Annotated in this window: 16 protein-coding genes; 10 read left to right on the plus strand and 6 right to left on the minus strand. The window is 69.0% G+C overall.

What is annotated here, in order from left to right:
- The first annotated feature begins 1 nt into the window (after position 1).
- The 6 genes from AC3WLZ_RS10470 to AC3WLZ_RS10495 are packed head-to-tail and all read left to right on the plus strand — an operon-like array spanning position 2 to position 5,066.
- Positions 2–241 (plus strand): exodeoxyribonuclease VII small subunit, encoded by a 240-nt coding sequence (locus tag AC3WLZ_RS10470; RefSeq protein ID WP_412924891.1) that lies wholly within the window; start codon positions 2–4, stop codon positions 239–241.
- Entirely contained in the window at positions 241–873 is a 633-nt protein-coding gene (locus AC3WLZ_RS10475) for a DUF4245 family protein (RefSeq protein ID WP_492469987.1), read from the plus strand. The genes AC3WLZ_RS10470 and AC3WLZ_RS10475 overlap by 1 nt, the downstream gene beginning before the upstream one ends.
- Positions 870–1,529, plus strand: a complete 660-nt coding sequence (locus AC3WLZ_RS10480) for a carbonic anhydrase (RefSeq protein ID WP_492469988.1) — start codon at positions 870–872, stop codon at positions 1,527–1,529. Before AC3WLZ_RS10475 ends, AC3WLZ_RS10480 begins: the two co-directional genes overlap by 4 nt.
- A gap of 32 nt (positions 1,530–1,561) precedes the next feature.
- Complete coding sequence (locus AC3WLZ_RS10485; protein WP_492469989.1) at positions 1,562–2,956, plus strand: class II fumarate hydratase; 1,395 nt, start codon at positions 1,562–1,564, stop codon at positions 2,954–2,956.
- Between the two features lie 44 nt (positions 2,957–3,000).
- Entirely contained in the window at positions 3,001–4,413 is a 1,413-nt protein-coding gene (locus AC3WLZ_RS10490; protein ID WP_492470966.1) for a sensor histidine kinase, read from the plus strand.
- A complete protein-coding gene (locus AC3WLZ_RS10495; protein ID WP_492469990.1) occupies positions 4,410–5,066 on the plus strand; it encodes a response regulator transcription factor in 657 nt (218 codons plus the stop codon). Before AC3WLZ_RS10490 ends, AC3WLZ_RS10495 begins: the two co-directional genes overlap by 4 nt.
- A gap of 263 nt (positions 5,067–5,329) precedes the next feature.
- Here the strand turns inward: AC3WLZ_RS10495 and phoH2 are convergent, their stop codons facing one another.
- Together phoH2 and AC3WLZ_RS10505 are read right to left on the minus strand one after the other, a co-directional pair.
- Entirely contained in the window at positions 5,330–6,697 is a 1,368-nt protein-coding gene (phoH2, locus tag AC3WLZ_RS10500) for an RNA 5'-3' helicase PhoH2 (RefSeq protein WP_492469991.1), read from the minus strand.
- 177 nt (positions 6,698–6,874) lie between these two features.
- Entirely contained in the window at positions 6,875–7,648 is a 774-nt protein-coding gene (locus tag AC3WLZ_RS10505) for an isoprenyl transferase (protein ID WP_492470967.1), read from the minus strand.
- Between the two features lie 155 nt (positions 7,649–7,803).
- Here AC3WLZ_RS10505 and trhA point away from each other — a divergent pair, with 155 nt between their 5' ends.
- Entirely contained in the window at positions 7,804–8,496 is a 693-nt protein-coding gene (trhA, locus tag AC3WLZ_RS10510; RefSeq protein ID WP_412926138.1) for a PAQR family membrane homeostasis protein TrhA, read from the plus strand.
- A 27-nt stretch (positions 8,497–8,523) separates the two neighbouring features.
- On the opposite strand, the gene AC3WLZ_RS10515 is transcribed toward trhA, so the two are convergent.
- On the minus strand, positions 8,524–8,796 hold the full coding sequence (locus AC3WLZ_RS10515; protein ID WP_412924897.1) for a hypothetical protein: 273 nt from the start codon (positions 8,794–8,796) through the stop codon (positions 8,524–8,526).
- A 63-nt stretch (positions 8,797–8,859) separates the two neighbouring features.
- Here AC3WLZ_RS10515 and AC3WLZ_RS10520 point away from each other — a divergent pair, with 63 nt between their 5' ends.
- Positions 8,860–9,255, plus strand: a complete 396-nt coding sequence (locus AC3WLZ_RS10520; protein ID WP_492469992.1) for a DUF4307 domain-containing protein — start codon at positions 8,860–8,862, stop codon at positions 9,253–9,255.
- A 110-nt stretch (positions 9,256–9,365) separates the two neighbouring features.
- Complete coding sequence (gene greA / locus AC3WLZ_RS10525) at positions 9,366–9,857, plus strand: transcription elongation factor GreA (RefSeq protein WP_412924899.1); 492 nt, start codon at positions 9,366–9,368, stop codon at positions 9,855–9,857.
- 157 nt (positions 9,858–10,014) lie between these two features.
- On the opposite strand, the gene ilvA is transcribed toward greA, so the two are convergent.
- A complete protein-coding gene (gene ilvA, locus AC3WLZ_RS10530) occupies positions 10,015–11,244 on the minus strand; it encodes a threonine ammonia-lyase (RefSeq protein WP_492469993.1) in 1,230 nt (409 codons plus the stop codon).
- Positions 11,241–12,431 (minus strand): AI-2E family transporter, encoded by a 1,191-nt coding sequence (locus tag AC3WLZ_RS10535; protein ID WP_492469994.1) that lies wholly within the window; start codon positions 12,429–12,431, stop codon positions 11,241–11,243. Before AC3WLZ_RS10535 ends, ilvA begins: the two co-directional genes overlap by 4 nt.
- Before the next feature lie 71 nt (positions 12,432–12,502).
- Here AC3WLZ_RS10535 and AC3WLZ_RS10540 point away from each other — a divergent pair, with 71 nt between their 5' ends.
- Positions 12,503–13,771, plus strand: a complete 1,269-nt coding sequence (locus AC3WLZ_RS10540) for a winged helix-turn-helix domain-containing protein (protein WP_492469995.1) — start codon at positions 12,503–12,505, stop codon at positions 13,769–13,771.
- Positions 13,772–13,788: 17 nt separating this feature from the next.
- On the opposite strand, the gene AC3WLZ_RS10545 is transcribed toward AC3WLZ_RS10540, so the two are convergent.
- Positions 13,789–14,358 carry a LemA family protein gene (locus AC3WLZ_RS10545; RefSeq protein WP_492469996.1) on the minus strand — a complete coding sequence of 190 codons (570 nt, stop codon included), beginning with the start codon at positions 14,356–14,358 and terminating at the stop codon, positions 13,789–13,791.
- Positions 14,359–14,445 lie beyond the last annotated feature (87 nt).

Raw genomic sequence — 14,445 nt, forward strand, 5'->3', positions numbered from 1 at the left:
GATGGATGCCATGACCGCGACGCCTTCCGGCTCCCCTGCCGACGTGGCGTCCCTGTCGTTCGAGCAGGCCCGCGACGAGCTCGTCCGCGTGGTCGCCGAACTCGAGCAGGGCGCTCCCACGCTGGAGGAGTCCCTGGCGCTCTGGGAACGCGGCGAACGCCTCTCGGCCCGCTGCGAGGAGTGGCTCCTCGGCGCCAAACGTCGGCTGGACGCAGCCCGTGGCGAGGGCGAGGAGTCCTGATGGCCCGCGTCGTCGCCGAACTCGGCCGTCCCGAGACGCCGGAAGAGACCGCAGCCCGCAAGGCCGAGTCCTCGCGCCGCTACCGCTCGAGCAAGACGTTCCGCAATCTCCTCGCCGCGCTGCTCGTGACCGTGGGCGTCGTGCTCGTGGTGATCGCGGCCGTCCCGCGAGGCGAACCGGCTCCGCGCCCCCAGCCCGACGTCCCCGCTCTCGCGGCCGAGTTGTCCGACGACCTCGGCCGCCCCGCCCTGTCGCCTGCCCTTCCCGACGGCTGGCGCGTGAACCAGGCCATGACCGAGGGACAGGGCGGAACCGAGGCGTGGACGATGGTCTACGTCCGGTCCGGCGAGTCCGGATTCGTGCGCGTCGCGCAGGGTCTCGACACCGGCGAGGAATGGGTGGCGCAGATCCTCGGGGGCGCGCGCAGCAGTGAGACGATCACGATCGACGGGATCGAGTGGGACGTCTACCGACCGAGCGACCCCGAGAGAGCCGGCAACATCACGTACGCGCTGTCGACCCCGGCCGGCCCCGACCAGGTGCTGATCTACGGCGACGCGAGTCCCGAGACGACCGCGATCGCCGCGGCATCCGTCACCGCCCAGATCCGAGAACTGAGAGAGGCCCCGTGAGCGAGCGCTTGACCCCCCGTGCCGTGTGGAATCAGATGCTCGAGGGCAACCGCCGCTTCGTCTCCGGCGAACCCGCACACCCCCGCCAGGACGTCGAGCGGCGCACCGAGCTCGCGAACCAGCAGCACCCCAACGCGGCGCTGTTCGGCTGCTCCGACTCCCGCCTCGCGGCCGAGATCATCTTCGACCAGGGGTTGGGCGACCTGTTCGTCGTCCGCAACGCCGGACAGGTCATCTCCGACTCCGTCATCGGCAGCCTGGAGTACGCGGTGGGCGTGCTGGAAGTGCCGTTGATCGTGGTCCTCGCGCACGACGCGTGCGGAGCCGTCGGGGCCGCGATCGACAGCACCGGCGTCGACGCCCCCAACCTGCCCCCGTACATCTGGCGCCAGATCGCTCCGATCGTGCCGGCCGTCCGCCGGGTGATCCGGGAAGAGGCCGCCGCCGGCCGCGCGACCGCGCACGTGGACGCCGAGCTGGTGGGCCGCGAGCACCTGCGCCACACCGTCGCCGACCTGCTGCGGGCCTCCGAGTTGATCGCCGAGGCCGTGGCCGAGGGCCGGGTCGCGGTCGTGGGCGCCAACTACCGACTCGACGATGGGGAAGCCGTCCCCGTCGTCAGCGTGGGCGACGTGGACGAATCCCGCGCCGCCTGAGACCGAACGAAACGATCCGGAGGAACGACGACGTGACCGACATCGAGTACCGCATCGAGCACGACACCATGGGCGAGGTGCGGGTGCCGAAGGACGCCCTCTACGCCGCGCAGACCCAGCGCGCGGTGGAGAACTTCCCCATCTCGGGTTCGGGACTGGAGTCGACCCAGATCGCGGCACTCGCCCGCATCAAGAAGGCGGCCGCACTCGCGAACAAAGAGCTCGGCACCCTCGACCCACGGATCGCGGACGCGATCGCGCAGGCCGCCGACGCGGTCATCACGGGCGAGTACGACGCGCACTTCCCCGTCGACACGTACCAGACCGGCAGCGGCACCTCCTCGAACATGAACATGAACGAGGTCCTCGCCACTCTGGCCACCCGCATCCTCGGCGAGACGGTCCACCCCAACGACCACGTCAACGCCTCGCAGTCGTCGAACGACGTCTTCCCGACCTCGGTCCACATCGCCGTGACCCAGGCCCTGATCGACGACCTCATCCCGGCACTGGACCACCTCTCGGTCGCTCTCGAGGCCAAGGCCGAGGCGTGGAAGGGCATCGTGAAGTCCGGTCGGACGCACCTCATGGATGCCACGCCCGTCACGCTCGGCCAGGAGTTCGGTGGCTATGCCCGCCAGATGCGCCTCGGCATCGAGCGCGTGCAGGCCGTCCTCCCCCGCGTCGGCGAGGTCCCCCTCGGTGGCACGGCCGTCGGCACGGGCATCAACACGCCGCTCGGGTTCCCGCAGAAGGTCATCGAGCTGCTCGCTGCCGAGACCGAGCTGCCCATCACCGAGGCGCAGGACCACTTCGAGGCCCAGGCCAACCGTGACGGCCTCGTCGAGGCATCCGGTGCCCTCCGGACGATCGCCGTCTCGCTCACGAAGATCAACAACGACATCCGATGGATGGGGTCGGGCCCCAACACGGGCCTGGGCGAGCTCCACATCCCCGACCTGCAGCCCGGCTCCTCGATCATGCCGGGGAAGGTCAACCCCGTCGTTCCCGAAGCAACCCTCATGGTGTGCGCACGGGTCATCGGCAACGACGCCACCGTCGCGTGGGCGGGCGCGTCCGGATCGTTCGAGCTGAACGTCGCGATCCCCGTCATGGGTACGGCGCTTCTGGAGTCGATCCGCCTTCTCTCGAACGCGATGCGCGTGCTGGCTGACAAGACCATCGACGGCCTCGAAGCCAACGTCGCCCGCGCGGAGGCATTCGCCGGGATGTCTCCGTCGATCGTCACGCCGCTGAACAAGGTCATCGGCTACGAAGCGGCGGCGAAGATCGCCAAGCACTCCGTGGCCAAGGGCATCACGGTCCGTGAGGCCGTCGTCGACCTCGGCTACGTCGAGCGCGGAGAGATCACCGAAGAGGTCCTCGACGCCAAGCTCGACCTGCTGTCGATGACCCACCCGGGCTGAGCCGAACCCTCGCTGACGCCGAGGACCGCCATAATCAGAGGATGATGCGCCGCGTGAGACCTGTCTCCGCGCGGGTGCGACTTCTCGCGGCGATCCTCGGCGTCGTGCTGCTCGGACTCATCATCGCCGGCGGAGTGACGTTCTTCGTGCAGAGTGAACGAGTGCTCGCCAATGCGGGGCGGCAGTTGGACGGCTTCGTCTCGACGGTGTCCACCAGTGGTCAAGACCCGGCCGACCTGGTCGCGGCCGCCGTGCCCGGCCGCACCGACGGCACCCTCGCTCTCCGCGGCGCCACGGTCCTCGCGACCACTCCCGCCCCGCCCGGGCTGCCCCTCGCCGACGATGAGGCCTTCCTGCGAGACCTCAGCGCTGCCCTGGATCGCGGCGAGATGCGCGGCCGTCTTTCCACCGCGGTGGGTCCCGTCGTCTATGCGGCGGTCGCCGAGGGCGACGCCACGATCGTCCAGGCCATCTCGATCGACCAGCGCATGGAGCTGGTCACCCTCTCCACCTCGACCTATGCCATCGCGGGCGCGATCGTCGTGCTCGCCGTCGGCGTGGCCGGCTGGTTCGTCACGGGGCGGCTGTTCTCCCCGTTGCGCAAACTCCGCGACACCACCGATGCCATCACGATCGCCGACCTGGGCGCGCGGGTCTCCGCGGACGGCAACGACGAGATCGCCGATCTGACCGCGTCGGTGAACTCCATGCTCGACCGCCTCGCCATGTCGGTCGCCGCCCAGCGCCAGTTGCTGGACGACGTCCGTCACGAGCTGAAGACCCCGATCACGATCGTCCGCGGCCACCTCGAGACCATGAACCCCGCCGATCCGGACGATGTGGAAGAGACCCGTGATCTCGGGATCTCCGAGCTCGACCGGCTGTCCCGCCTCGTCGACGACATCGACGCGCTCGCAGACGTCGAGGCCGGTTCGCTCTCGGCGGGAGTGGTCGACGTGGGGGCATTGACCGACCGTGTGGGCGAACTGGTCGCGGCGATCCCGGAGCACACCTGGACCATCGAAGCGCGTGGCCGCGGGCGCATCGTCGGCGACCACGACCGTCTCGTCCAGGCGTGGCTGCAGCTCGCCGACAACGCCGCGAAATACACCCCGGCGGGGAGCCCGATCGAGATCGGCAGTGCCACCGACGACGCGGCAGCGAGCTTCTGGGTCCGCGACCACGGCCCCGGCATCCCCCCGGCCGCTCGGCACCGCGTCTTCCGCCGCTTCGACCGCGTCTCGACGCGACGCGGCGTCGAGGGGTCGGGTCTCGGACTGTCGATCGTGGAGGCGATCGCCAAGGCGCACGACGGGCACTGCACCATCGCCGACACCCCGGGCGGGGGCGCAACGCTCACACTCCGTATCCCGCTCGGTGGAACCCACGCCCCCACTGACCTTCCGACGCCGGTACGCGCCGGCGACGTCGTCCTGCAGAGAGAGGCCACCGGATGACCCGCATCCTCATCGCGGAAGACGAGGAGCGCATCTCGGCGTTCGTGGCGAAGGGTCTGGAGGCCGCCGGCTACCAGACCGTCATCATGGACGACGGAGCCGCCGCGCTGGAGATGGCTCTCGCCGGCGACGCCGACCTCCTGCTGCTGGACGTGGGCCTGCCGTCGATGGACGGATTCGAGGTGCTCAGGAACCTTCGCGGCCAGGGCGCCTCGATCCCGGTGATCATGCTGACCGCCCGCACCAGCACCCGCGACACCGTGGACGGTCTCGATGCCGGCGCGAACGACTACGTCGCCAAGCCCTTCAAGTTCGACGAGCTTCTGGCGCGAGTTCGCTCCCGCCTCCGCGAGCCGGTGTCGCTGGGCACGATCACGATCTCGCATGGCGATATCTCCCTCGACGTCCACACGCGCCGAGCCTCCGTCGGCGGACGCGAGGTCGACCTCAGCGCCCGTGAGTTCGCGCTGGCGGAGGAGTTCCTCCGGCACGCCGGTCAGGTGCTGAGCCGCGAGCAACTCCTGAGCCGAGTGTGGGGTCTCGACTTCGATCCCGGGTCCAACGTGGTCGATGTCTACGTGCGGTACCTCCGGGCGAAGTTCGGAGCAGGACGCATCGTGACGGTCCGCGGGGCGGGCTACCGCTGGGAGTAGTCCCCCAAAACCCAAAAACCCCCGGTGGGGGGAACCGGGGGGATGGGGAGAAGGTTCGCGGCGGTCTTCCGACGTACCCGAAACGGCGGTGACCTGCGCGGCGAACCGATCTCTTTTTCATTTATTGGGGGGAACCGCCGAGGCGGTGACGAGGTCTCCCTCGCCTCTGGAATAACTCTGTCCGGTCCCCGTGAGAAAGCGGGGAGGTGCAGATGAGAAACCTCTCATCTGCACCTCCCGACGAACGGTAAGCGGGTCGGCGATCAGGACAGTTCGCCGGCCTCCAGCAATTCGGTCACGAGCGCGGCGATCGCGGAGCGTTCCGACCGCGTCAGGGTGATGTGACCGAACAGGCTGTGACCCTTCAGCGTCTCGATCACCGACGCGACACCGTCGTGCCGCCCGACGCGGAGGTTGTCGCGCTGCCCGACGTCGTGGGTGAGCACGACCCGGGAGTTCTGGCCGATGCGGCTCAACACCGTGAGGAGGACGTTCCGCTCCAAGGACTGCGCCTCGTCGACGATCACGAACGCGTCGTGCAGCGAACGGCCGCGGATGTGAGTCAGCGGCATCACCTCGAGGAGACCGCGTGCGAGCACCTCTTCCAGCACGTTGCTCGAGACGAGCGACCCCAGGGTGTCGAAAACGGCCTGACCCCACGGGTTCATCTTCTCGGCCTGGTCACCGGGCAGGTACCCGAGCTCCTGCCCTCCGACGGCGAAGAGCGGACGGAAGACGATGATCTTCTTCTGCTGCTGCCGCTCGAGGACGGCCTCCAGACCCGCGCAGAGCGCGAGCGCCGACTTGCCCGTACCCGCGCGCCCGCCGAGGGAGACGATCCCCACCTCGGGGTCGAGCAGGAGGTCGAGCGCGATGCGCTGTTCCGCGGAACGACCATGCAGCCCGAAGGCATCCCGGTCGCCGCGGACGAGCCGGTATTCACCATCGCCGGTGACGCGGCCCAGCGCGGAGCCACGCTCGGAGTGGATGATCAAGCCCGTGTTGATGGGCAGACCGCGCACGTCTTCACTGGAGGCGACCTCCGCCTCGTACAGGTCGCTGAGGTCGTCACCGGACACGTCGATCGATGAGATGCCCGTCCAACCGGAGTCCATCGCCTGTTCGGCGAGGTACTCCTCCGCGGACAGGCCGAGCGACGAGGCCTTCACGCGCATCGGGAGGTCCTTCGACACGACCGTGACCTCCGCGCCGTCCCGCGCGATGTTCATCGCGACGGCGAGGATGCGGCTGTCGTTGTCACCGAGGCGCATACCCGAGGGGAGAACCGACGGGTCGGTGTTGTTGAGTTCGACCCGCAGCGTGCCGTCGGTGCCCACAGGGACCGGGAAGTCGAGGCGGCCGTGCTCGATGCGCAGCTCGTCGAGGTGTCGCAGCGCCTGCCGGGCGAAGTACCCGATCGAGGGATCGTGACGTTTACCCTCGAGCTCCGTGATCACCACGACCGGAATCACGACCGAATGCTCGGCGAAGCGGAAGAACGCCCGCGGATCGCTCAACAGAACGGAGGTGTCCAGAACGTACGTGCGCAGAGCCTGATCGGCTGAGGCATCCGGTTCCGAAACACTGCTGTCGACGACGTTCCGCTGGTCGTACGGTGCTCGTGCAGTCACAACCCACTCCCGACCCGGGTGTCTCACCCGGCTGTCACGAGTCGACCTGTGGGTCACGAGTCGCGATCCGAAGGCCGACTCGATCGGGCTCCGTGCCCGATGACCTCACCGTAAGGCCTCGCGCGGGCCCGTGGGGTCGCGAACACGCCCGGAAAAATGACGAGTACGTTAACGCTGCTACTGACCAAATCGCCGGTCGCGCTTGGTGAAGTCGCGGATGGCTCGGAGGAAGTCCACCTCGCGCAGATCGGGCCCGAGGGCCTCGACGAAATAGAACTCCGAATGAGCCGACTGCCACAGCAGGAAGTCGCTGAGCCGCTGCTCCCCCGACGTGCGGATCACGAGGTCGGGATCGGCCTGGCCACCGGTGTAGAGATGCTCACCGATCTGCTCGGGCGTGAGGCTCGCCGCGAGTTCCTCGAGCGAACCTCCTCGCTCGTCGTGCTTGGCGATGATGCTCCGGACGGCGTCGACGATCTCGCTACGCCCGCCGTATCCCACGGCGAGATTCACGTGCAGACCGGTGTGCGATCGGGTGCGTTCGGTGACCTCGCGCAGCACCTCGGCCAGCCCCGGCGGGAGGTCGTCGGCGCGGCCCACGTGCTGCACCCGCCAGTCGGGTTCATGCGACAGCTCACGGGCCAGTTCCGCGATGATCTCGATGAGGTCCTCGAGTTCGCGGGAGTCGCGCTTGCGGAGGTTGTCGTTGGACAGCAGGTAGAGCGACACGACCCGGATGCCGAGATCGTCGCACCAGCGCAAGAACTCGTGCATCTTGGCCGCCCCGGCGCGATGGCCGTGCGCGGCGCTGTCGAAACCGAGCTGCCGGGCCCACCGCCGATTGCCGTCGATCATCATGGCGACGTGATGCGGGACCGTCGTCGGCATCTGACGGCGAAGGCGCTGGATGTACAGCCGGTAGAGGAGGCCCCGCCCCTCGTTTCTCCACACTCGCGCCACCCGCCCACGCTACCGCGTCGCGCCCGCCACGTCGTGCTGCGAGGCGCCTCCCGGCGAGCCGCCCGAAGCGGCATGTACACGACGGGGTATGGGGATCGACGTAGGGTCGAAGCGTGACATCCTTCCCCGCCGGCGACGGACCCGAGATGCCCCAGCTCCCCCTGTTGGAGGCCGGGGCCGTCGGTGCGCAGGCGGACCTGAAGCCCACCTGGCGCGGATGGATCCACGCCGGTACGTTCCCCGTGGCAATCGCCGCCGGGATCGTCCTGATCACCCTCGCGCAGGGCACTCCGGCGAAGTGGGCATCGGCCGTGTTCATGGCGACCTCGATGCTGCTGTTCGGGAACTCGGCGCTCTACCACCGGTTCGACTGGAAGCCGAAGACGAGGGTCCTGCTCAAGCGCATCGACCACGCGAACATCCTGCTGCTGATCGCGGGAACGTATACGCCGCTCGCCGTCCTCGCGCTCCCGACCCCGCAGACGATCCTGTTGTTGTCCATCGTCTGGGGCGGCGCGATCCTCGGCATCTTCTTCCGGGTGTTCTGGATCAACGCACCCCGGTGGCTCTATGTCGCCCTCTATCTCGCCCTCGGTTGGGCGGCGGTGATGTACATCGGTGACCTCCTCACCGCGAACGTCGCCATGATGGTGCTCGTCGTGGTCGGCGGCGTGCTCTACACCGCCGGCGCCATCGTGTACGCCCTGAAGCGACCCAACCCGTGGCCCGGCCACTTCGGCTTCCACGAGATCTTCCACGTGTGCACGGTGCTGGCGTTCCTCTGCCACTGGACCGCGTGCCTGCTGATCGCCCTCGCACCGGCATACCACGGCGGCTGACGACGGGACCGTCCCCGCGAGCCGTCCTCAGCTGCGGGGAGCGTCAGGATCGATGTCTTCGTCGTCGGTCTCGCTGGCTCGCTGTGCCGCTCTCGCCTGCTCCTCGGCATCCAGTTCCGCGTTGACCTCTTCGCGGTACCGTCCGCGACGGATGCGGCGCAGCATGTCCCACACGAGCAGGAACACCGCCACACCGATGAAGGCGACGGCGGCGAACCCGAGCGGGCCCGGGGTCACGATCGATTCGTCAGGAGTCGACGGGGTGGGCGTGGCCGCGAGGGCCGCGAGCGCGGTGAGCATGGAGTCCTTCGGTCCGGGCGGAAGCGCGTAGCCTGGAAGTCCAGCCTAAAGCCCGGGGAGACCATGACGACGCAAGCCGTGCTCGACGATCGCTACGGCCGCACCCGGTCGCCACGGCGGCGCATCGCGCTGTGGAGCATCGTCGGCGTCGTGGCGCTCGGTCTGACGGTCGCCCTCGGGTGGACCACGGTCGCCAACAGCCTCGCGTCGGTGACGTCCACCGACACCGGCTTCACGGTCACGGATGCCGAGCACGTCTCGATCTCGTTCCAGATCACCGCACCCGTCGGGCAGCCGGTCGCGTGCGCGATCGAGGCCCAGGATGAGGATCACGGCACCGTCGGCTGGCGCGTCGTGGAGTACCCGGCATCCGACGATCACACCCGGGCGTTCTCGGAGGAGATCCCTACGCTCGCGCTCGCGACGACGGGTTTTGTCAACTCCTGCTGGGTGCCGTAGGCTTTTTCTTCAAGACGCGCCCTGGCTCGAAGCCAGGGCGTTCGACATATGTCCCGGCGGACGCGCTCTCGATGCCCACCCCGCCGGCACGATCGACGAAGGAGACCACCGTGTCCAGCGACGCTCAGGTGACGTTCCTCACCCAGGATGCCTACGACCGTCTCGCCCACGAGCTCGAGCACCTCTCGACCACGGGCCGCGAAGAGATCGCGAAGCGCATCGAATCCGCCCGCGAAGAGGGCGACCTCAAGGAGAACGGCGGCTACCACGCCGCCAAGGACGAGCAGGGCAAGCAGGAGGCGCGCATCCGCACCCTCCAGCAGCTGCTGAAGGACGCCAAGGTCGGCGAAGCCCCCGAGAGCACCGGCGTGGTCGAGTCCGGCACCGTCGTGACGGCGATCATCGCCGGGGGCGAAGAGAAGTTCCTCCTCGGCAACCGTGAGATCGCCGTCGACTCCGAACTCGACGTGTACAGCGAGGCCTCCCCCCTCGGGGCCGCGATCCTCGGCATGAAAGAGGGCGACAGCGGCGCGTACACCGCCCCCAACGGCAAGCAGATCTCCGTCGAGATCGTGAAGGTCGAGACCTACTCGGGTCAGTGACCCGAAGACGCCGCGAGCCGCTCCCCCGACCGGGTGAGCGGCTCGTCGCGTCGTGGGGTGCACCATCGGTGCCACGTCGTTCAGGTCGCGTTACCGCGTTCGGGGCGTGAGAATGCCGCCCCAAGGTGCGTCATGCGCCCCGAACTGCCGGTCGGCGTCAGTTGGGCACGACGGTCGCGATGAAACCGGCTTGCTCGAGCGTGCGGATCACGAGCGCACGATGCTCGGCGCCACGGGTCTCCACGCTCAGCTGCAGGATCACCTCGCTGATCTGCAGGCCCTGCCCGTGCCGCGTGTGCAGCACCTCGATGACGTTGGCGCCCACCTGCGCCAGCAGCTCCGACACGCGCGCGAGCTGGCCCGGCCGATCGGGAAGCGGGATGCGCAGCGACATGTAGCGTCCGGATGCCGACAGTCCGTGCGCGACGACACGCTGCAGCAGCAGCGGGTCGATGTTCCCGCCGGAGAGGACCGTGACCGTCGTCCCCGTGGCTTGGACCTTGCCGGCGAGGATTGCGGCGACCCCGACCGCGCCGGCAGGCTCGACGACCTGCTTGGCGCGCTCGAGGAGCACGAGGAGGGCGCGGGCGATGTCGTCCTCCGTGACGGTGACGACCTCGTCGACGTACTGGCGGATCAGCTCGAAGGGCAGGTCGCCGGGACGCGCGACGGCGATGCCGTCGGCGATCGTCGGCGTCGTCGGCACCTGGATCGGATGGCCGGCAGCGAGCGACGTCGGGTAGGCCGCGGAGTTCTCTGCCTGGACGCCGATGATGCGGACCTCGCGTCCCTCGGCGGCCGCCCGTGCCTTGATCGCGGCGGCCATGCCCGCCGCCAGGCCGCCGCCGCCGATGCCGACGATGACGGTCTCGAGATCGGGCAGGTCCTCGACGAGTTCGAGACCCAGGGTGCCCTGTCCGACGATGATGTCGCGGTGGTCGAACGGGTGGATCAGCACCGCGCCGGTGCGTTCGGCGAATTCGGCTGCGAGCCGCAGCGGCGTCTCGACGGTCGCGCCCTCGAGGACGACCTCGGCACCGTACCCCCGCGTCGCGAGGAGTTTGGGGACGGGGACACCGAGGGGCATGAAGATCGTCGCGGAGATACCCAGCTGCTGCGCCGCAAGCGCGACGCCCTGCGCGTGGTTGCCCGCCGAGGCCGCGACGACACCGCGCGCGCGCTCCTCCGCCGTCAACCGGGACAGCCGGTAGGTCGCGCCGCGGATCTTGAAGGAACCGGTGCGCTGGAGGTTCTCGAGCTTGAGGTGCACGGGGACGCCGAGCAGTTCGGTCAAGTGCAGCGATTGGTCGAGCGGCGTCCGCGTGATGATGCCGCGCAGGGTCTGCGCGGCATCCTCGAACTCGGCCAGGGTGGGCGTGTCGTTCATGATCTCCTTCCGCGGTCGCGGGGCACGGTCTGCCAGATGAGGTCGGCGGAATCGACGGAAGCACCGTCGTCGCGCCACGCGTGGCTGCTGAGGTACACCGCGACGACGTTGACGAACGCGGCGAGCGGCACCGCGAAGAGTGCGCCGGGGATGCCGCCCACCATCGCCCCGCCCGCCACGACGAGGACCACCGCGAGGGGGTGCACCTTGACCGCCGAGCCCATCAGGATCGGCTGCAGCACGTGGCTCTCGAGCTGCTGGACGCCGAGCACGACGATGAGCATGAACAGGGCGATGAGCGGGCCGTTGTAGACGAGCGCGATGAACACCGCGAGGGCGCCCGTGACCACGGCGCCGACGAACGGCACGAACGCGCCGAGGAACACCAGCACACCGATCGGGATCGCGAGCGGAACGCCGAGGAGGAAGGCGCCGAGTCCGATGCCGACCGCGTCGATCGTCGCGACGAGCAATTGCGTACGGGCGTACGTGACGACCGTGCGCCACCCGGCACGGCCCGAACCGTCGACGGCCGGTCGCGCCACCCGCGGGAAGAGTCGGGTCGTCCACCGCCAGATGCCGCCGCCGTCGGCGAGGAGACAGAGCAGGATGAACAGCGTCAGCAACAGGCCCGTGGCGACGTGACCGATCGTGGTGCCGATCGCGAGGGCCCCCGTCCACAGCACCTCCGCCTGCTGCTGCAGGAAGGATCCCGCCTGCTGCAGACCGTCATCGATCTGCTGGGCGCTGAGGTGCAGCGGACCGTCGATGAGGTATTGCCGGAACTGCCCGACGGCGTCGACCGTCCGGTCGCGGACCGAACCGAACTCTCGCGTGATCTGCCACACCGCGAGCCACAGCAGACCCGAGATGACGGCGATGGTGCCGAGAACCGTGACGACGATCGCGAGCCAGCGCGGCCACCGGTGCCGGAGCAGGAATGAGAAAGCCGGCCACACGAGTGCGGTGATGAGGATCGCGACCAGCAGCGGCACCACGAGGAGCTTCAACTGGATGACCAGCCACACCACCACACCGATCGCCGCGGCGATGACGAGCAGACGCCACGAGTACGCCGTGACCTGCCGGAGCGCCGGCGGAATCGCCGGGGAGAGATCGCTGGAGACCGTGCGCCGCCGGAGGGCGTCGAAGAACGATCCGCGGTCCTCGGGATCGGTTCCGGTCATCCCGCCAGCCTACCGCCGCGCCCGAGGCATGAACGTCCGGAATGTCGGAGGCGCCGTCTACGCTGGCGCGCATGACCACGACCCTTCGGCGCGCTGACGCGCGCCGCATCGCGTTGGCCGCCCAGGGCATCGGCCGTCACCGTCCCACGGCAGTGGGCACCCGCCAGATCACCGCCACGCTGCAGCGCATGCGGATCCTGCAGATCGACTCGGTGAACGTCTTCTCGCGCAGTCACTACATGCCGCTGTTCGCGTGGCTCGGGGCCTACGACACGATGCTCCTCGACCGTCTCGCCTTCTCGCGGCGACCCCGCTGGGTCGAGTCGTGGGCGCATGTGGCATCCCTCGTCGAGGTCGCCGATTGGCCGCTCCTCCAGTTCCGACGCGACGCCCTGCGCGAGAAGTACGGTGATGACGACTGGGCCCGCGCCAACGTCGGACTGCTGCGGTGGCTCCGCGACGAGCTGGCCGCGCGCGGGCCCCTTCGTCCCGCCGAGATCGAGCACGACGCCAGGGAAGGCTCGCGCGGATCCTGGTGGGGGTGGGACGACGTCAAGAACGGTCTGGAGCGACTGTGGCTCATGGGCGACGTCGCCATCGCGGGGCGCCGTGGGTTCGAGCGGCGGTACGCGCTGGCATCCCATGTCCTGCCCGCCGACGTCCTGGACTCCCCCGTCCCGCGTGCCGAGGCGATCGCCGAGCTCGTCCGGCGCGCCGCCGTGGCATACGGCGTCGCGACGGCGGCCGACCTCGCCGACTACTGGCGTATCCGCGACCGGCCAGCTGTCCTCGCGGCCATTCGGGACTTGGTGGATGCGGGTGAGCTCGAGCCCGTGACGGTGGAAGGGTGGCAGAGCGCTGGACGACCGGCGCGGGCCTGGCTCCACCGGGATGCCGCCCGCCCCCGACGCGTCGACGCGACGGCGATTCTCACACCCTTCGATCCGGTGGTCTGGTTCCGGGATCGCGCGGAGCGGCTATTCGATTTCGACTACCGCATCGAGATCTACACGCCGGCCGAGAAGCGGCGCTTCGGCTACTACTCGCTGCCCGTCATCGTCGGCGATGACGTGGTCGGCCGCGTCGATCTCAAGGCGGACCGTTTGTCCTCGGCACTGCGCGTGCAGTCCGCCTGGTGGGAGCACGGTGCACCCGTGGACGCGGCAGAACGCTTGGCCGCCGAGCTCCGTACCGCTGCCGCGTGGCAGGGGCTGGAGCGGGTCACGGTCTCGCGGTGGGGTGACGCCGCCGATGCACTGGCCGGTGCGCTCGCGGCGGAGCGACATGACCATCCTCAGGCGCCGGCGTACGACAGCGCCCCCTCACCCGCGGAAGGCTGAGGGGGCGCTGACCGAGGTCAGAACTGGACGCGCGGCGGCTCGGAGATCGCGGCGCCGTCGACGACCTCGAAGAACTCTCGCGACTGGAACCCCAGCTGACGAGCGAAGAGGTTGTTGGGGAAGACCTTGATCTTCGTGTTCAGTTCGCGCACGCCGCCGTTGTAGAACCGACGCGATGCCTGGATCTTGTCTTCGGTGTCGACGATCGACTGCTGCAGCTGCAGGAAGTTCTGGCTCGCCTGAAGCTGCGGATAGCCCTCGGCCACCGCGAACAGCGACTTCAGCGCCTGCTGCATGTGACCTTCCGCGACACCCGCCTCGGCGGGGCTCTGCGCGGAGATGGTTTCGGCGCGAGCGCGCGTCACGTTCTCGAACACGGCCTTCTCGTGCGCCGCATAGCCCTTCACGGTCTCGATGAGGTTGGGCAACAGGTCGGCCCGACGCTTGAGCTGGACGGTGATGTCACTCCACGCTTCATCGACACGCACGTTCAGCGAGACGAGCGCGTTGTACGTCGCCCAGAGATAGATCCCCGCGATCACCAAGATCGCCACGATCACGATGATGGGGACGAGCCACTCCCACATATTCGGGTTCTCCGTTCGACGACTGCCGGCACAATCCTAACGGCGCGGCGGCCGTCCAACAGGGGCCCGGGGCCGACTCTCAGTCGA

The organism is Microbacterium sp. FW305-3-2-15-F-LB2, from assembly GCF_058787255.1.